Origin of the sequence: Cronobacter turicensis, assembly GCF_041222865.1 — a bacterium.
Lineage (GTDB): Bacteria > Pseudomonadota > Gammaproteobacteria > Enterobacterales > Enterobacteriaceae > Cronobacter > Cronobacter turicensis.
In genome coordinates, this window is the sequence record NZ_CP165997.1 from 1,161,605 (window position 1) to 1,179,199 (window position 17,595).

Below are 17,595 nucleotides of genomic sequence, written 5' to 3' on the forward strand. Positions count from 1 at the left end.
GCGCCCCCTGGCCGCTTGCTTTTATTACGGCACCAAACGTACCATTGAGGCTCCAGTTTGCACAGAGGATGGCCAATGTTCACGGGAAGTATTGTCGCGCTTATCACGCCGATGGATGAAAAAGGTAATGTCTGCCGGGCGAGCCTGAAAAAACTGATTGATTACCATGTCGCTAACGGAACGTCGGCGATTGTATCGGTCGGGACGACCGGGGAATCCGCTACGCTCAGCCATGACGAACATGTTGAGGTGGTGATGATGACGCTGGAGCTTGCCGACGGCCGCATCCCGGTTATCGCAGGCACGGGCGCGAACGCCACTTCCGAGGCCATCGGCCTGACCCAGCGTTTCAATGACAGCGGCATCGCAGGCTGCCTGACCGTTACGCCATATTACAACCGTCCGACTCAGGAAGGCCTGTTCCAGCATTTTAAAGCTATCGCGGAGCATACCGACTTGCCGCAGATCCTCTATAATGTGCCGTCCCGTACCGGTTGCGATATGCTGCCGGAGACCGTGGGACGTCTGGCGAAAATTAAAAATATTGTCGGTATCAAAGAAGCGACCGGGAACTTAAGCCGCGTTCACCTGATCAAAGAGCTGGTCGCTGATGATTTCGCGCTGTTAAGCGGCGACGATGCCACGGCGATGGACTTCATGCAGCTTGGCGGCCACGGGGTGATTTCCGTTACCACCAACGTCGCGGCGCGCGATATGGCCGATATGTGCCGGCTCGCGGCGGAAGGGAAGTTTGACGATGCGCGCATCATCAATCGTCGCCTGATGCCTTTGCACCATAAATTATTTGTCGAACCCAATCCGATCCCGGTGAAATGGGCCTGTAAGGAGTTGGGACTTGTGGCGACCGATACGCTGCGCCTGCCGATGACGCCGATTACCGATGCCGGTCGCGACATTATTGGCTCCGCGCTTAAGCATGCCGGTCTGCTGTAAAGTTTAGGGAGATTTGATGGCTTACTCAGTACAGAAGTCGCGTGTGGCGAAAGTAGCAACCGTATCGCTGGTGATGCTGCTCGCCGCCTGTAGTTCCGATTCGCGCTATAAGCGTCAGGTGAGCGGCGACGAGTCCTATCTGGACGCGGCTCCGCTGGCAGAACTGCACGCCCCGGCCGGGATGATCCTGCCGGTGCAAAACGGCGACTATAACATCCCGGCCTCTCGTAGCAACGGCCCGGTTGGCAAACAGCTTGATATTCGCCCGCCAACACAGCCGCTGGCGCTGGTCAGCGGCGCGCGTACCCAGTTCACTGGCGACACCGCCACGCTGCTGCTGGAAAGCGGCCGCAACGGTTCGCTCTGGCCGCAGGTGGTCAGCGTAGTACAGTCGCTCAATTACACGATCGAGAAACGCGACGACGCCTCCCAGACGCTTAACACTGACTGGGTGCAGTGGAACCGCGCCGATGAAGATCAGCAATATCGCGGCCGTTATCAGGTCAGCGTGAAGCCGCAGGGCTACCAGCAGGCGCTGGTGGTGAAGCTCATCAATCTTGAGCAGGATGGCAAACCAGTGGCGGATACCGCCTCGTTGCAGCGTTACAGCGCTGAAATGCTGAACGCAATCGCATCCGGGGTTGATAAAAACGACACCGCGCGCCAGAACGCCGCCGATAACCGCACCGCGTCGCAGATCGACGTGACCAGCGGTTCCGACGATGTCGGCCTGCCGGTACTGGTCGTTCGCGCGCCGTTTAACGCCGTGTGGAACCGCCTGCCGGATACGCTCGCGAAAGTGGGCATGAAAGTGACCGACTCCACCCGTTCCACGGGCAGCGTCGCCGTGACCTACAAAGCGCTGTCAGACAGCGACTGGCAGGCACTGGGCGCGCGCGATCCGGGCCTCTCTAACGGCGATTACAAACTTCAGGTCGGCGATCTCGATAACCGCACCAGCCTGCAGTTCATCGACCCGAAAGGCCATACGCTGACCCAGTCGCAGAACGACGCGCTGGTCGCCGCCTTCCAGGCTGCATTCAGCAAGTAATACGCAGGGCCGGATCACTCCGGCCCTTTTTTCTGTGGCATACGCAAACGTGTGCGTCGGCAGAAACCGGCAAATTTTGTGATAAATCATCAGGCCGCGCGAGCGGTCACCATACCTGGAGTAATAAAGATGCAAAAGCAAGCTGAGTTGTATCGTGGCAAAGCGAAAACCGTATACAGCACGGAAAACCCGGATCTGTTGGTGCTCGAGTTCCGCAATGATACGTCAGCAGGCGACGGCGCCCGCATTGAGCAGTTTGACCGTAAGGGAATGGTGAACAACAAGTTTAACTATTTCATCATGAGCAAACTGGCCGAAGCGGGCATTCCGACGCAAATGGAACAGCTGCTTTCTGATACCGAAGCGCTGGTGAAAAAGCTCGATATGGTCCCGGTGGAGTGCGTTATTCGCAACCGCGCGGCGGGCTCGCTGGTGAAGCGTCTCGGCATTGAAGAGGGCATCGAACTTAACCCGCCGCTGTTCGACCTGTTCCTGAAAAACGACGCGATGCACGATCCGATGGTTAACGAATCCTACTGCGAAACCTTCGGCTGGGTGAGCCAGGAAAACCTCGCGCGCATGAAAGAGCTGACCTACAAAGCCAACGACGTGCTGAAAAAGCTCTTTGACGACGCGGGCCTGATCCTCGTTGATTTCAAGCTGGAGTTTGGTCTGTTCAACGGCGAAGTGACGCTGGGCGATGAGTTCTCGCCAGATGGCGCGCGTCTGTGGGATAAAAAAACCATGGATAAAATGGATAAAGACCGCTTCCGCCAGAGCCTGGGCGGCCTGATTGAAGCCTATGAAGAAGTCGCTCGCCGTCTTGGCGTAAATCTCGACTAACCGCTTTTCCCTTCGATTTTTCGCAGGGTATGGCCCTCATACCCTGCGCCTTCCCCCGTTTTCTTATGGTAAAGCGCGCCTGAACCACCTACGATCATTATCATAATAATTGAAAGTAGTGATGAGGTCAGAGTATGCGTTGGCAAGGACGTCGCGAAAGCGACAACGTGGAAGACAGACGAAACAGCAGTTCGCCGATGATGGGCGGACGCGGATTCCGCCTGCCTGCCGGAAAAGGCGGGCTGGTGCTTTTGGTGGTTGTGGTGGTCGCCAGTTATTACGGCGTCGATCTCACCGGGCTTCTGACTGGCGGCGCGCCGGTCAGTCAGCAGGCATCACGCTCCATCAGCCCGAACGAAGACGAAGCGGCGAAATTCACCTCGGTTATTCTCGGCACGACTGAAGAGAGCTGGGGCCAGCAATTCCAGAAAATGGGCCGTACTTATCAGGACCCGAAACTGGTGATGTACCGCGGCGCGACCCGCACCGGCTGCGGCACAGGCCAGTCAGTGATGGGCCCGTTCTACTGCCCGGCGGACAGCACGGTATATATCGATCTCTCCTTCTATGACGAAATGAAAGAGAAGCTCGGCGCAGGCGGTGATTTCGCGCAGGGTTATGTTATCGCTCACGAAGTCGGCCACCATGTGCAGAAGCTGCTCGGCATCGAGCCGAAAGTGCGCCAGCTCCAGCAGAATGCCTCGCAGACGGAAGTGAACCGTCTCTCGGTGCGCCTTGAGTTACAGGCGGACTGTTTTGCAGGCGTCTGGGGCAACGCCATGCACAAAGAGGGCGTGCTCGAAACCGGCGATTTGCAGGAGGCGCTCAACGCCGCGCAGGCGATTGGCGACGATCGTCTTCAGCAGCAAAGCCAGGGGCGCGTTGTGCCTGACAGCTTTACCCACGGCACGTCCGATCAGCGCTACAGCTGGTTTAAACGCGGTTTTGACAGCGGCGATCCGGCGCAGTGCAACACCTTTGGCAATGCGCTGTAACGCAGAAAGATGGTCGTGAATGAAAGCCTCGCCACGCTGACGGCGCAGATGGAAGCCGCAGGCATTCGCCGCCTGCTGGTATTAAGCGGCGATGAAACGTGGAGCTCGCAGCAGGCGCAACAGCTGGCGAACACGCTGCCCGGCGACTGGCTGTGGGTGGGCAGCGCGCCGGAGATGGCGCTGAATGGCGCGCCGGGCGCTATCAATACGCTGCTCGGGCGCGAATACCTGCATGCGGTCTTTGACGCCCGCAGCGGTTTTGACGCTGCGGCGTTTGCCGCGCTCGCAGGCACGCTCAAAGCGGGCAGCTGGCTGGTCCTGTTAACGCCGCCGTGGCAGGCGTGGCCCACGCGTGTCGATAACGACGCCTGCCGCTGGAGCGACAGCCGCGAGCCTATCGCCACGCCGCATTTTATTCATCATCTCCAGCACCTTTTCACACAGGATCCGGACGTTATCTGCTGGCGGCAGGAGCAGCCATTGCAGGCAGTCCCGTCTGCGCCGCGCCCGCGCTGGCGCCCGGCCTGCGGCGAGCCGCAGCGGGAGCAGGCGCTGCTGCTGGATGAGCTCTTAACCACCCCCGATGGCGTGACGGTGATCACCGCCGCGCGCGGGCGCGGGAAATCGGCGCTCGCCGGTATGTTTATTCGCGCGCTGCCGGGCAGGGCGCTGGTGACTGCGCCTGCGCGCGCCTCGGCGGAGGTTATCGCCGCGCACGCGGGCGATAAATTTCAGTTTATGGCGCCGGACGCCCTCCTGGCCGCGCTTGAGGACGGCACGCTCGCGCCTTGCGACTGGCTCATTATAGATGAAGCCGCCGCGCTGCCAGGCCCGGTGCTGCAAAAGCTGGTGCGGGCGTTTCCCGCCGCGCTTCTGACCAGTACCGTGCAGGGCTATGAAGGCACCGGGCGCGGTTTCTTACTTAAATTCTGCGCGGGCATCGACGGACTGCGCTACCGCACGCTGAGTACGCCGGTGCGCTGGGCGCAGGACGATCCGCTGGAGCGGCTGGTCAGCCAGGCGCTGCTCTTTGACGATGACGATTTCGCGCGCACACCCGCAGGCGAGGTTCGTTTTTATCCTGTTCATCAGCGAGACTGGCAAACGATGCCCGACCGCGCCGCCGCGCTTTACCGGTTGCTGGCGGGCGCGCACTATCGCACCTCGCCGCTCGATTTGCGCCGCATGATGGATGCCCCGAATCAGTCGTTTATCGCCGCCGAAGCGGGCGGCGTGACCGTCGGCGCGCTGTGGTTAGTGGCGGAAGGCGGCCTTGAGGCGGCGCTGAGCCAGGCGGTGTGGGCCGGTTATCGCCGTCCGCGCGGCAACCTGGTGGCGCAGTCGCTGGCGGCCCACGGCGGCGATCCGCTCGCCGCTACGCTCAGGGGACTGCGCATAAGCCGTGTGGCGGTACATCCGGGCCGCCAGCGCGAAGGCGTTGGCCGTCAGTTAATTGAGCAGGCGCGCGCGCAGGCGCCTGACGGCTGTGACTATCTTTCGGTGAGCTTCGGCTATACGCCCGCGCTGTGGCATTTCTGGCAGCGCTGCGGTTTTACGCTGGTGCGTTTTGGCAGCCATCGCGAGGCCAGCAGCGGCTGTTATAACGCGATGGCGCTGCTGCCGCTGAGCACGGCAGGCGCGAGGCTCGCGCGTGAAGAACACCAGCGGCTGGCGCGCGATGCGGCGATGCTCCAGCGCTGGGTGGATGAAACGCTGCCGCTGACGCCCGCCGCCCAGGCTACCCTTAATGAAGATGACTGGTTAGCGCTTGCCGGATTCGCGTTCGCGCACCGCCCGCTGGAAACCTCTCTCGGCCCGCTGTACCGGTTACTTGAGGCGAGCCCGCAGGCATTGCAGGCGCTGCGCGGGCGGCTGGCGCTGCAAACCCCGGTGGACGCGCTGTGCCGCCAGCTGGGGCTTTCCGGGCGTAAAGCGTTACTCGCCGCACTGCGTCAGGAAACCGCGCTGGCGCTGGAAGCGCTTGATGCGCAGCGCGCCGCGGCATTAAATGCGCAACTTATGCAATGGCAATTTTTCCACTAAGTCCATCAATGAATTGCGATGGTCATCTGTTCAGGCCGGCGTAAACTGGCTGTAACCCATGAAGGAGAGTGCCATGAGACATGATCATTTTGTGGTTCAGAGCCCTGAACTGCCCGCCAGACAACTGCTGCTGCTGTTCCACGGCGTCGGGGATAACCCGGTGGCCATGGGCGAGATAGGCAGCTATTTCGCGCCGCTGTTCCCGGACGCGCTGGTCGTCAGCGTCGGCGGGCCCGCGCCGAGCGGCCCGGCACCGGGAAGAGAGTGGTTTTCCGTCCAGGGCGTGACCGAATCCAACCGCCAGCAGCGGGTGGATGAAATTATGCCGACATTTATCGACACCGTGCGTCACTGGCAGCGCGAAAGCGGCGTCAGCCCGACCGCCACGGCGCTGATCGGGTTTTCGCAGGGCGCGATCATGGTGCTGGAAGGCGTAAAAGCCGCGCCTGGCCTGGCTTCTCGCGTCATTGCGTTTAACGGGCGCTTTGCTGAACTGCCGACGGCGGCATCGACCGCCACGACGGTGCATTTGATCCACGGTGAGGATGATGAAGTGATCGATTCCCGCTACGCCCAGGCGGCGGCGGATGCGCTGCTGCGCGCCGGCGGCGACGTGACGCTCGATATCGTTGAGGATCTGGGGCATGCGATCGATAACCGCAGCATGCAGCTGGCGCTCGATCATCTGCGCTATACCGTGCCGAAGCACTATTTTGATGAAGCGTTAAGCGGCGGTAAGCCTGGCGATGACGATGTGATTCAGATGATGTAACGCGGGGCGCTCCGTCAGGCGGGTAGCCTGACGGAGAAGCCGGAGAGGATTAAGCAGGCGCTTACTTCTTCTTCGGCCAGTCGTCTTCGTCGTCCCACTTATCGTTAAAATCGCGGTGGGGAGGAAGTTCCGGGCGATTATCCATAAACTTCTTATGATCCACCCGTTTTAAATCTTTAATCACGTTCAGCAGGACGCCGAGCAGAAACACCAGCACCAGCACCCACCAATATTTTCCAAGCCATTCCATGACGTTATCCTCGTCTTGAGAGCGCTCGTCAGGCGACGAGTTGCTCCATAATGCGTTGATACATACGAGCCAGCAGCTGCAGGTCAGACGCTTTGACGCATTCATTGATCTTGTGAATCGTCGCGTTGACCGGCCCAAGCTCCACTACCTGCGCGCCCATGCGGGCGATAAAGCGCCCGTCGGACGTGCCGCCTGTGGTCAGCAGCTGCGGTTTAATTTCATTATAGTGGTGAACGGCGTTGACGACCGCATCGACCAGTTTACCGCGCGCGGTTAAGAATGGCTGGCCGGAGAGCCACCAGTCCAGCGTATAGCGCAGCTGGTGCTGCTCCAGCAGCGCCACGACGCGCTGTTTAATCATCTCGTCGGTCAGCTGCGTGCTGAAGCGGAAATTAAACTGCACGTGGAGATCGCCTGGAATGACGTTGTTGCTGCCGGTGCCCGCCTGAATATTGGCAATCTGCATGCTGGTGGGCGGGAAAAATTCATTGCCGCGATCCCACTCGATACCGACCAGTTCATTAAGCATCGGCGCGGCGCGGTGCACCGGGTTATCCGCCAGATGCGGATACGCCACGTGGCCCTGCACGCCGTGAATGGTCAGGTTGCAGGTGAGCGAGCCGCGACGGCCATTTTTCACCACATCGCCGACCACTTCACTGCTGGACGGTTCGCCCACCAGGCAGTAATCGAGACGTTCTCCGCGCGCCATCAGCGCTTCCACTACTTTAACGGTACCGTTGGCGGCACTCGCTTCTTCATCAGAGGTGATAAGAAACGCCAGGCGCCCGCGATGGTGCGGATGCTGCGCGACAAAGCGCTCCGCCGCCACGACCATCGCCGCCAGCGAGCCTTTCATGTCCGCCGCACCCCGGCCAAAAAGCATCCCGTCGCGGATCGTGGGTTCAAACGGCGGATTGATCCAGCGCTCAACATCGCCTGCGGGCACCACATCGGTATGCCCCGCGAAGGCCAGCGTTTCGCCGGTGCCGCGCCATGCCCAGAAGTTCTGCGTGTCGCCAATATTCATCGGCTCTACCGTAAACCCTACGGCACGCAGCCGCTCGATCAGCAGCGCCTGGCAGCCCGCATCATCGGGGCTAAGAGAAGGGCGACGAATAAGCTGCTGCGTCAGCTCAATAACCGGGCAAGACATAACACTAGACCTCGTTAAAATAGTGCTGGTAAGTGGATTCGCTAAAACCAAGCAGCATAGGCTTACCCGGCGCGCAGAGCAATGGTCGTTTAATGATTGCCGGCATTTCCAGCATCAGCGCGGCTGCGCGGTCGGCGTCGGTAATTGCCGCGCGTTGCGCCTCATCAAGCTTACGCCAGGTGGTGCCGCGGGTATTCAGCAGCGCCTCCCAGCCCAGCTCAGTGATGAATTTATGCATCATTTGTGCATCAAGGCCGTCAGTGCGGTAGTCGTGGAATTGATAATCTATGTGATTATTTTCAAGCCAGCGGCGTGCTTTTTTGATGGTATCGCAGTTCTTTATGCCGTACATCACGACCATAATTGAATCCTTTTGTCCAAAAGCCGTTTACTTAAACAAATTATCCGAATAGATAATAGGGTAAACAATAGCCTGCTAATATAACGCATCACTCACAATTATGGTTAGCGTATAAATCCCTTCTCATACATTTTGAATAAGTTTTCATCGCTGGCGCACACCATTCCGCTGGTCAATTCGCGGAATTGATATTTTTTATAAAAAGCGACTTTATCCAAAACTGCATAGATAAAAACTTTACCAAAAGGCAAAAGCGTTTCGAGGATTTCGTCCATTAATTGATGCCCGAAACCCCGGCCCTGATAATCGGGATCGACAACAATATCCGCGACATAACTCGACCATGTGAGATCGCTAATGGCATGCGCCGTCGCCACCAGTTTTCCTTCATGAAAGCCATACCAGCCGAAGGTGCTGTTGCGGTAGCAGCGTTCGACTTCCTGTGGGTCGCGCGCGCCGAGCCCTGCGCGCGCTATCAGCGTCGCCAGCGCTTGCCAGTCGGGGTTTTCAAGGTGCTGATGTGTGATGATGCGCATGCCAGTTTACCTCTCAGTGGCTAAAAAATTCGCGAATATTGCCAGCCGTCACATTATAGACAACTTATCCTCGTCATATTGAATTCAGCGCCGATAAGAAATACATGAAGGAGGCTTATCAATTCGATTGGTTAAATTGTCTTCACGCCAGGCCGTTATTTTTGTATCATGCAAACAATAATAAGAGAGGTCATTATGATTGAACATGAACTGGGGAACTGGAAAGACTTTATTGAAGCGATGCTTCGTAAATAAATCCAGCAATAAGCAAGAGCACATCGCTTTAATAGACACACAGCAGCGATAGCGTAAAACGCTAAAAAAGGCGACCTGAACAGGCCGCCTTTTTCTTTGCCGGGTTATTCTTCCGTCGCAGGCTTCAGCGGAAAACGTCTGCGGATCAGCACAAAGAACAGCGGCACAAAGAAAATCGCCAGCAGGGTCGCGGAAATCATCCCGCCCATCACGCCAGTGCCCACCGCGTGCTGGCTGGCGGAACCCGCGCCGCTGCTGGTCGCCATCGGCAAGACGCCGAAGATAAACGCGAGCGACGTCATTAAAATCGGCCGCAGACGCTGGCGACAGGCGTCGAGCGTCGCGGCGATAAGCTCATGGCCCTTGCTGTTCATCTCATTGGCGAACTCCACAATCAGTATCGCGTTCTTGGCGGACAGCCCGATAACCGTCAGCAACCCCACCTGGAAATAGACGTCGTTCTCCAGCCCACGCAGCCACGTGGCGAGCAGCGCGCCAATGACGCCGAGCGGCACCACCAGCATCACCGAGAACGGCACCGTCCAGCTTTCATACAGCGCCGCCAGGCACAGGAACACCACCAGCAGCGACAGCGCATACAGGGCAGGCGCCTGCGAACCTGATAGCCGCTCCTGATACGACATCGCCGTCCACTCCAGGCCGAACCCGGTCGGCAACTGACGCACCAGTTTTTCCATCACGTCCATCGCGGTGCCGGTACTGACGCCCGGCGCGGCCTCGCCGACAATTTCCAGCGCCGAATAGCCGTTGTAACGCTCAAGGCGCGGCGAGCCGGTCTCCCAGCGCGACGTCGCAAAGGCCGAGAACGGCACCATCGCGCCCGCCTGATTGCGCACATACCAGCGCGTAATATCTTCCGGCAGCATCCGGTATTTCGCGGCAGACTGTACATAGACCTTTTTCACGCGCCCGCGATCCATAAAGTCGTTCACATAGCTTGAGCCCCACGCGGTTTGCAGCGTGTCGTTAATATCGTCAATGGAAACGCCAAGCGCCTGGGCTTTGCGCTGGTCGATGTCGACTTGCAACTGCGGGCTGTCATCCAGACCATTGTGACGCACGCGGGTCAGCGCGGGCTCCTGGCTTGCCATATCGAGCAGGCGATCGCGCGCCTGCATCAGCGCGTCATGACCCAGCCCGGCGTGATCCTGAAGCTCCATATCAAACCCGGCAGAGCTGCCAAGGCCGCTGATGGCAGGCGGGCTGCTGGCGAACACGCGCGCTTCTTTAATGTGGCGGAAGGCGGCGGTGGCGCGTTCAATGATCGCGTCCGCGCTGCCGGTATCCGGGTCGCGATCTTCCCACGGGTTCAGGCGTACAAACATACGCGCCACGTTCTGGCCATTGCCGCCGGGGCCGGAGCCGACGGTGGCGAACACCGAGGCCACATTGGCCTTTTCTTTCTCAAAGAAGTAACGCTCTACCTGCTGCACCACTTTCAGCGTCTGCTGCTGGGTGGAGCCGGAGGGCAACTGAACTGACGTCACAAACATGCCGCGATCCTCCTGCGGCAGAAACGACGTGGGCAGGCGCAAAAAGAGAAACACCATGCCGCCCAGCAGCAGGGCGTAGAGCAAAATCCAGCGCACGCTGCGCTGCAAAATCTTCCCGACGGCGGATTCATAGCGCAGCGCGCTGCGCTCAAAGGTGCGGTTAAACCAGCCGAAAAAGCCGCGCGAGCCGTGATGTTCGCCTTTTTTCAGCGGCTTAAGCAGCGTGGCGCACAGGGCAGGAGTGAGGATCATGGCGACGAGCACCGACAGCACCATCGACGAGACAATCGTGATGGAGAACTGGCGGTAAATCGCGCCGGTGGTGCCGCCGAAAAACGCCATCGGGATAAACACCGCCGAGAGCACCATGGCGATGCCTACCAGCGCGCCCTGGATCTGTCCCATTGATTTGCGCGTGGCGGCGCGCGGCGACAACCCCTCTTCACTCATGATGCGCTCGACGTTTTCCACCACCACGATGGCGTCATCCACCAGCAGGCCTATCGCCAGCACCATTGCGAACATCGTCAGGGTGTTAATGCTGTAGCCGAAGCTGTAGAGCACCGCGAAAGTGCCAAGCAGCACCACAGGCACCGCGATAGTCGGAATCAGCGTGGCGCGGAAATTTTGCAGGAAGAGATACATCACCAGAAACACCAGCGCGATGGCTTCAAGCAGCGTCTTCACCACATCAGTAATTGAGGCCTCCACGAATGAAGTGGTTTCATAGGCGACTTTATATTCAAGCCCGTGCGGGAAATAGTGCGACAGCTCGTCGAGCCGGTTCAGCACCAGTTGCGCGGTTGCCATCTCGTTAGCGCCGGAGGCGAGCTTCACGCCAAGCCCCGACGCCGCTTTGCCGTTATAGCGGCTCAGATAATCATATTTCTCGGCGCCCATTTCGACCGTCGCCACGTCGCCGAGCGTGACGGTTGAACCGTCCTGATTTACCCGAAGCGTGATGGCGCGAAACTGTTCCGGCGTCTGTAACAGCGACTGCGCGTTAATGGTGGCGTTCAGCGCCTGGTTATCGACAGACGGCGTGCCGCCGAGCTGGCCGACCGCTATCTGGCTATTCTGGGATTTAATCGCCGCCACCACATCCGCCGTGGTGAGCTGAAAGCTGGTGAGTTTGTCCGGGTCAAGCCAGATGCGCATCGCGTATTGCGATCCGTAAGCGTCGATATCCCCGACGCCGTTGATGCGGCTCAGCGGCTCCTGGATATTACTCGCCACGTAGTCGGCGATATCCTGTTTATCCATGCTGCCGTCGGTGGAGACAAACGCGATGGTCAGGATATTGGTATCGCCGGTTTTACGCACCGTCACGCCCTGCGTCTGTACGGCCTGAGGGAGCTTGCGCAGCGCGGATTGCAGCTGGTTTTGCACCTGCTGGACCGCTTCATCCGGGTCAGTGCCCGCTTTGAAATTCAGCGTCACGGTCGCCTGGCCGGTGGCGCTGCTTTGCGACGACATATACATCAGGTTATCGAGGCCGGTCATATTCTGTTCGATAACCTGGGTAACGGTGTTTTCCAGCGTCTGGGCGGAGGCGCCGGGATAGTTGGCCGTGATGCGCACGTTAGGCGGGGCCAGTTCGGGATATTGCTCAACGGGAAGTGAAAATATCGCCAGTGTGCCGGTCAGGCAGATGAGAATTGCCAGCACCCAGGCAAAAATCGGGCGATCGATAAAAAAATTCGCCATGCGAGTCAGGACCTCTTAAATGCTTAGCGTCGTTATTATTGGTAGCCGCAATCACTGTAGCCCCAGGGGGCAGAGCAAACGTGGAGAAAATAAGGAGATAATGTAAATTATCTCGCGCGACGCACCCACAGAGCCTTACACGCTACGGGATTCCAGGAACAGGACGGTCGCCGCGACGCGTGAGCGCACGTTAAGTTTGCGCAGTAAATTGCGAATATGCACTTTTACCGTTTCTTCGGAGATATGTAAGGTCGCGGCAATCTGTTTATTCGACAGCCCGCGCGCCACCTCCTGCAACACGTCAAGCTCCCGCCCGGTCAGCAACGCAAACGGCGCGTTACGCTGCTCTTCAGGCTCGCGCGTCAGCAGATAGGCCTGCACCTGCTCGCTGAACACGCCAGCGCCCGCCGCGCCGTCGCGGATGGCCTCCAGCAGCGCTTCCGGTTCGCTGTCTTTCAGCAGATAACCGTCGGCGCCCGCATCTATCATGGCGTAAACGTCGCTGCGCGCGTCAGAAACCGTCAACACGATAATCCGCGCGCTCACGCCGTCGCGGCGCAGCATATTGAGCGTATCCAGCCCGCTTAAGCCCCGCATATTCAGATCCAGCAAAATGACGTCCGGGGCCAGTTCCTGCGCCTGCGCTATCGCCTCTGCGCCGCTGCTGGCCTCGCCCGTCACCCGAAACCGCGCGTCGGTCTCAAGCAACTGGCGCAGGCCGCGGCGCATCAGCGGGTGATCGTCAACAATCAGGACGTGCCAGGGGATAATCTGCGACATGCTTACTCCGGTCTGTGGTTGTTTTTTATTCTCTGCGCCTGGATAAACCATAGCCTGTGCGTAAGCTTAACCGCGAGCCGCCGCGCCCAATGGGCGGAATACCGGCGTCAGCGCGTCTATTCCGACAGCGCGCCGGGGGCGACAAATGGCGTTTCGGGTCGTACTATTCACCCAACACCAGGCGTTTATGGAGTCGCTATGTCGTTAAATGTCGAACTGATAAAAGATAAAATTCTGTCGGAAAACTATTTCGTTCTGCGCAATATTACCTACGATCTGACGCGAAAAGATGGCGAAATCGTTCGCCACAAGCGCGAAGTCTACGATCGCGGCAACGGCGCCGCCGTGCTGTTATATAACCGCGAGAAAAAAAGCGTGGTGCTGATCCGCCAGTTCCGCGTCGCCACCTGGGTGAACGGTAACCCGGACGGCATGCTGATTGAGGCCTGCGCGGGTCTGCTGGACGATGATGAGCCGGAAGTCTGCATTCGCAAAGAGGCCATCGAAGAGACGGGCTATCGCGTAAATGCGGCGGAAAAGGTTTTTGAGCTTTATACCTCGCCCGGCGGCGTCACTGAGCTTATCCATCTGTTTATCGCCGAATATGATGACGCCTCGCGCGCGAACGCTGGCGGCGGCGTGGAAGATGAAGAGATCGAGGTGCTGGAAATGCCGTTTGACGAGGCGCTGGAGAAGGTAAAACAGGGCGAGATCCGCGATGCGAAAACCGTGCTGTTGCTGCAGCATCTTCAGCTGCGCGGAATAATGAACTGATTCTCCTCACAATGAGAGGCGGTATTACGGATAATGCTATCCGATAAATCCGATTGAGCCGCCCGTGCAGGGCAACGAAGATAGGCGCGTTTCTTACTACCGCTGTTAACGCCCGGGATACGCGCCGTCCATGCTTTTTCGTCTGCTGTCACTGCTTAGCTGTTCTCTGCTGCTCGCCGCGCCGCTCTATGCCGCGCCCGCGCAGAAGGTTTTCAGTGACTGGCAGGTGACCTGCAATAACCAGAATTTCTGCACTGCCCGAAACGTGGGCAGCCATCAGGATCTCGTGATGACGCTGTCGCGCAGCGCTGGCGCCAAAACCGACGCGTCGCTGCGCATCGAGACGGGCAAACCGGAGGCGGCCGTCAGCAAAGCGCCGCCGCTCGCGCCGCGCCTGCTGGTGGATGGCAAAACGCTGGTGCCTGCGGGCAGCAAATGGCGCGATGCGCCGCGCCGCCTGCTGACAGACGATCCCGCCACCATCATCGATTTTCTCGATCAAATTAAAGAGTCGTCATTTATCACGCTGAAAGACGGGCCGGGGCGTTTGTCGCTCGACGGGCTGAAAGCCGCGCTGCTGTTTATCGACGCCCAGCAAAAACGCGTCGGCAGCGAAACCGCCTGGATTAAAAAGGGCACCAACCCGCCGCTCAGCGTGCCGCCTGCGCCTGCCCTGAAGGGCGTCAAAATCACTAACCCGACGCCAACGCCGCTCTCCCATGACGAGCTGAATGAACTGCTTGATTACGGCACCTGGCGGATGACCAACAGCCAGTGCTCGCTTGATCCGATGCGCCGCGAAGTGCGTATTTCCGCGCTCACTGACGACACGGCGCTGATGATAATCAGCTGTGAAGCCGGTGCTTACAACACGGTGGATCTCGCCTGGCTGGTGTCGCGCCAGAAGCCTTTTGCCTCACGGATGGTGCGCCTGCGCCTGCCTTTTGTGCCTGCCGATAAAGAGCAGGAGCTGGAGCTGATGAACGCGAGCTTCGATGAAAAAACCAAAGAGCTGACCACGCTTTCCAAAGGCCGCGGCCTTGGCGACTGCGGCGTCGCGACGCGCTGGCGTTTCGACGGCCAGCGGTTTCGTCTGGTGCGCTACGCCGAAGAGCCGAGCTGTGATGGCTGGCACGGCCCCGACGCCTGGCCGACGCTCTGGGTCACCAAATAATCCCGCTTCTGGCGGCGCGTGTTTTTGCGTATATTCCTGTGGCTTATCATAACCACATAAAAATGGCAGGGAATTTATGGCATTCACACAGGGGCTGCGCGCCGCAATCGGGCTGGCGCTCGCAGGATTAACGCTTAGCGCCAGCGCCGCAATGACGGCGCAGGACGAACGCGAGGCGAACGCACTGGTCGCGCGCTGGAACGAGTTTAAAAATCACCCCACGGCCCAGGCGGGCGAGGCACTCTACGGCGATCGGATAAGCTGGTACGGCAAAGCGCTCGCGCGCGACGCCGTTATCCAGGAGAACGCCGCCTTCGTGCAAAAACATCCGCATTACGCCCAGACTGTCGTCAGCAATATCACGCTGACCGAACAGGACGGGCAGCCGCTTTCGGTGCAGGCGACGTTTGTGAAACAGGCGGGGCTTGAGCCGCAAACGCCGCGCAACTATCCGGCGCAGCTTACTTTAACGAAACAGGCCGCAGGCTGGCGCGTCAGCGAAGAAACCGACTGGATAACCGAGGCGAACCGGCAGAAAACCCGCGATACCCGGCTGGCGGGCGGGCGCTTTAACGGCACCACCAAAAGCTACGCCTGGCTGACGGCGCACGATCCGAAAACCAACGGCGTCTGCGATGAGAGCGGCGACTGCGAGTGCCAGCTCTGGAACAGCGATCCGGCCATTAAACCGGCGTCTATCGCCTCCTGTATCGGCGGCGGCGTGGAGGCGCTTTCCAGTCTTGACGACAGCGGACGCGACCGCGCGCTGATCTATCCTGACTGGTGGAGCAGCGCCTGGCGGGCGACGTATCTCTATGACGTGCAGCAACAGCAGTGGGTGGAAGCCGTTCCTTCGTTTTCCATGAACTTGAACGTGCAGGAAGATGTGGACGGCAAGTCGCTGGTGGCGCGTGATCCACAGCATCCGGGGCAGGTGATCGTCGCGCAGGCGCAGTGGGATGAGAAAGCGGAAGATATTGTGATAAACAAGCGCGCCGAAACGCTGAAAGTACTGAAGTAACACGGCGCAGGAAATAAAAAGCCAGCCCGTTAAGGCTAATGCCGTTCACTTACGACTTACGTGACGTAAAGCTGAATGGGTACTCAGGCGGAACATTAAGCACCGAACGCTCGTATCGAGACTGTAATTAAGATTCTGTAATTGCCTGTTTTTATATGTTCAATCCAGCAACGGAGACAGGCAAATTATGGACGCAAAGAAAACTTAAAGCCCTTGCGCCAATGGACGAGTGGCACCCGTTCGATCCCATTGGTGTGCTGGGGCTTTTTGCCGGGCCAGGTCTGAAAATAATAATTTTACGTGGTGATAATTTCAGCATTTTTATCCCGCAAAATAGTTATGGTTAACGCAATAATTCCATTTTTACATGCTTAAAGGAACTAAGAGTGAGTTGGAATAAAGACGTTGCTATTTCGCATCTCCGCTCCCGCGCGCTTGGTCGTTCACATAACGAATGTGCGACCTTTACAAGGGAGGCCATAGCTGCTGGCGGTATACGACTGGAAAGAACGCTAAACGCAAAAGATTACGGACCTGCATTACTGCGCGCTGGATTTCGTGAAGTCCCGCCGGGTTCAACATTATTGGGCGGTGATGTTGCTGTGATTCAGCCGTATCCCGGAGGGAACCCGAGCGGGCATATGACGATGTATGATGGCACGCAATGGATCTCCGATTTCAGACAGAGCAGTATGTACCCGGGCCCAGGGTATCGCGCCGCTCAACCGGCTTTCAAAATATACAGGATGAATTGATGCGAGCAGCAATAATGTTATGCGCTTTCTTGCTCTCCGCTTGCTCAGTTAAGCCGGATCAGAGCGCGCCGACGCGAGTACATTCTTTTTATTCCACTTATCTGATGTCTCTTACGCGTAGCGACAATCAATACTCGCCGTCTGATTTGCGCAAATATGTATCAGCCGACACGATCATGAGACTGGAGGATATCGAGTCGATATCAGAACAAGACCTGATTGGATCGGATTACTTCGCTTATGCACAGGACTATGATCCATCATGGGTATCGGCGCTCACTGTCGGTGCCGCCAAACCGTTCATGGGGGGCGAGGTAATGCCGGTATGGATTGGCAGGGAGGGCGGGAAAAAATTAGAGCTGGAAGTTTTTGTTCGTCGGGAGTCAGGCATCTGGAGGATATACCGGGTTCGTGATGTAACCGATAACTATGAGCATCCAATATTTAACGTCGGAGCCATTACTCGTGCGAAGTCTGCTGCTGAAAGCGGCCTGTAAAGAATAACTCTGGCATCTGCAGTAATGTCGTTCACTTACGCCTTACGTGATCCAGAGCTGAACGGATAACGAGATCCCTATCGTGTTCAGACATAAAAAAGCCAGAATCAGGAAACTGACTCTGGCTTATTTCTTACTGGCAGATCGTTCAGGTACG

19 protein-coding genes are annotated in these 17,595 nt (G+C 58.2%); 13 read left to right on the forward strand and 6 right to left on the reverse strand.

Annotated features, from left to right (window positions below; all coding sequences use genetic code 11):
- The first annotated feature begins 75 nt into the window (after window positions 1-75).
- From dapA to ypfH, 6 genes are all read left to right on the forward strand, one after another.
- The gene (gene dapA, locus AB8W27_RS05580) at window positions 76-954 is read left to right on the forward strand and encodes a 4-hydroxy-tetrahydrodipicolinate synthase (RefSeq protein WP_007763133.1); all 879 of its coding nucleotides are present in this window, start codon (window positions 76-78) and stop codon (window positions 952-954) included.
- Window positions 955-970: 16 nt separating this feature from the next.
- A complete protein-coding gene (gene bamC, locus AB8W27_RS05585; RefSeq protein ID WP_041923808.1) occupies window positions 971-2,005 on the forward strand; it encodes an outer membrane protein assembly factor BamC in 1,035 nt (344 codons plus the stop codon).
- Window positions 2,006-2,134: 129 nt separating this feature from the next.
- Window positions 2,135-2,848 (forward strand): phosphoribosylaminoimidazolesuccinocarboxamide synthase, encoded by a 714-nt coding sequence (gene purC, locus AB8W27_RS05590; protein ID WP_015742065.1) that lies wholly within the window; start codon window positions 2,135-2,137, stop codon window positions 2,846-2,848.
- Between the two features lie 134 nt (window positions 2,849-2,982).
- Window positions 2,983-3,843, forward strand: a complete 861-nt coding sequence (locus tag AB8W27_RS05595) for a neutral zinc metallopeptidase (protein ID WP_015742064.1) — start codon at window positions 2,983-2,985, stop codon at window positions 3,841-3,843.
- Window positions 3,844-3,852: 9 nt separating this feature from the next.
- Window positions 3,853-5,886: a tRNA(Met) cytidine acetyltransferase TmcA gene (locus AB8W27_RS05600; RefSeq protein ID WP_015742063.1), complete on the forward strand. Its 2,034-nt coding sequence runs from the start codon at window positions 3,853-3,855 to the stop codon at window positions 5,884-5,886.
- A gap of 73 nt (window positions 5,887-5,959) precedes the next feature.
- Window positions 5,960-6,658 (forward strand): esterase, encoded by a 699-nt coding sequence (ypfH, locus tag AB8W27_RS05605; RefSeq protein WP_015742062.1) that lies wholly within the window; start codon window positions 5,960-5,962, stop codon window positions 6,656-6,658.
- Window positions 6,659-6,719: 61 nt separating this feature from the next.
- On the opposite strand, the gene AB8W27_RS05610 is transcribed toward ypfH, so the two are convergent.
- The 4 genes from AB8W27_RS05610 to AB8W27_RS05625 form a co-directional block, all read right to left on the reverse strand.
- A complete protein-coding gene (locus AB8W27_RS05610; protein ID WP_007700459.1) occupies window positions 6,720-6,908 on the reverse strand; it encodes a YpfN family protein in 189 nt (62 codons plus the stop codon).
- Window positions 6,909-6,936: 28 nt separating this feature from the next.
- Window positions 6,937-8,064: a succinyl-diaminopimelate desuccinylase gene (gene dapE / locus AB8W27_RS05615; RefSeq protein ID WP_015742061.1), complete on the reverse strand. Its 1,128-nt coding sequence runs from the start codon at window positions 8,062-8,064 to the stop codon at window positions 6,937-6,939.
- Between the two features lie 4 nt (window positions 8,065-8,068).
- A complete protein-coding gene (locus AB8W27_RS05620; RefSeq protein ID WP_041923807.1) occupies window positions 8,069-8,425 on the reverse strand; it encodes an ArsC family reductase in 357 nt (118 codons plus the stop codon).
- 104 nt (window positions 8,426-8,529) lie between these two features.
- A complete protein-coding gene (locus AB8W27_RS05625; RefSeq protein ID WP_015742059.1) occupies window positions 8,530-8,961 on the reverse strand; it encodes a GNAT family N-acetyltransferase in 432 nt (143 codons plus the stop codon).
- Window positions 8,962-9,156: 195 nt separating this feature from the next.
- Here AB8W27_RS05625 and ypfM point away from each other — a divergent pair, with 195 nt between their 5' ends.
- Window positions 9,157-9,216, forward strand: a complete 60-nt coding sequence (ypfM, locus tag AB8W27_RS05630) for a protein YpfM (protein ID WP_100207200.1) — start codon at window positions 9,157-9,159, stop codon at window positions 9,214-9,216.
- A 104-nt stretch (window positions 9,217-9,320) separates the two neighbouring features.
- Here ypfM and acrD read toward each other — a convergent pair whose 3' ends face one another.
- A complete protein-coding gene (acrD, locus tag AB8W27_RS05635; protein ID WP_015742058.1) occupies window positions 9,321-12,437 on the reverse strand; it encodes a multidrug efflux RND transporter permease AcrD in 3,117 nt (1,038 codons plus the stop codon).
- Window positions 12,438-12,572: 135 nt separating this feature from the next.
- On the reverse strand, window positions 12,573-13,217 hold the full coding sequence (gene narP / locus AB8W27_RS05640; protein WP_041923806.1) for a nitrate/nitrite response regulator protein NarP: 645 nt from the start codon (window positions 13,215-13,217) through the stop codon (window positions 12,573-12,575).
- A 198-nt stretch (window positions 13,218-13,415) separates the two neighbouring features.
- Between narP and nudK the strand changes: the two genes are divergently transcribed.
- From nudK to AB8W27_RS05670, 6 genes are all read left to right on the forward strand, one after another.
- Window positions 13,416-13,991: a GDP-mannose pyrophosphatase NudK gene (gene nudK / locus AB8W27_RS05645; protein WP_041923805.1), complete on the forward strand. Its 576-nt coding sequence runs from the start codon at window positions 13,416-13,418 to the stop codon at window positions 13,989-13,991.
- Between the two features lie 130 nt (window positions 13,992-14,121).
- Complete coding sequence (locus AB8W27_RS05650) at window positions 14,122-15,165, forward strand: DUF1176 domain-containing protein (RefSeq protein ID WP_041923804.1); 1,044 nt, start codon at window positions 14,122-14,124, stop codon at window positions 15,163-15,165.
- Window positions 15,166-15,241: 76 nt separating this feature from the next.
- Complete coding sequence (locus tag AB8W27_RS05655; protein WP_041923803.1) at window positions 15,242-16,186, forward strand: hypothetical protein; 945 nt, start codon at window positions 15,242-15,244, stop codon at window positions 16,184-16,186.
- Between the two features lie 155 nt (window positions 16,187-16,341).
- Window positions 16,342-16,533, forward strand: a complete 192-nt coding sequence (locus tag AB8W27_RS05660; RefSeq protein ID WP_282913983.1) for a hypothetical protein — start codon at window positions 16,342-16,344, stop codon at window positions 16,531-16,533.
- Between the two features lie 39 nt (window positions 16,534-16,572).
- On the forward strand, window positions 16,573-16,941 hold the full coding sequence (locus AB8W27_RS05665; RefSeq protein ID WP_015742052.1) for a hypothetical protein: 369 nt from the start codon (window positions 16,573-16,575) through the stop codon (window positions 16,939-16,941).
- The gene (locus AB8W27_RS05670; RefSeq protein ID WP_015742051.1) at window positions 16,941-17,438 is read left to right on the forward strand and encodes a YbjP/YqhG family protein; all 498 of its coding nucleotides are present in this window, start codon (window positions 16,941-16,943) and stop codon (window positions 17,436-17,438) included. Before AB8W27_RS05665 ends, AB8W27_RS05670 begins: the two co-directional genes overlap by 1 nt.
- Window positions 17,439-17,595 lie beyond the last annotated feature (157 nt).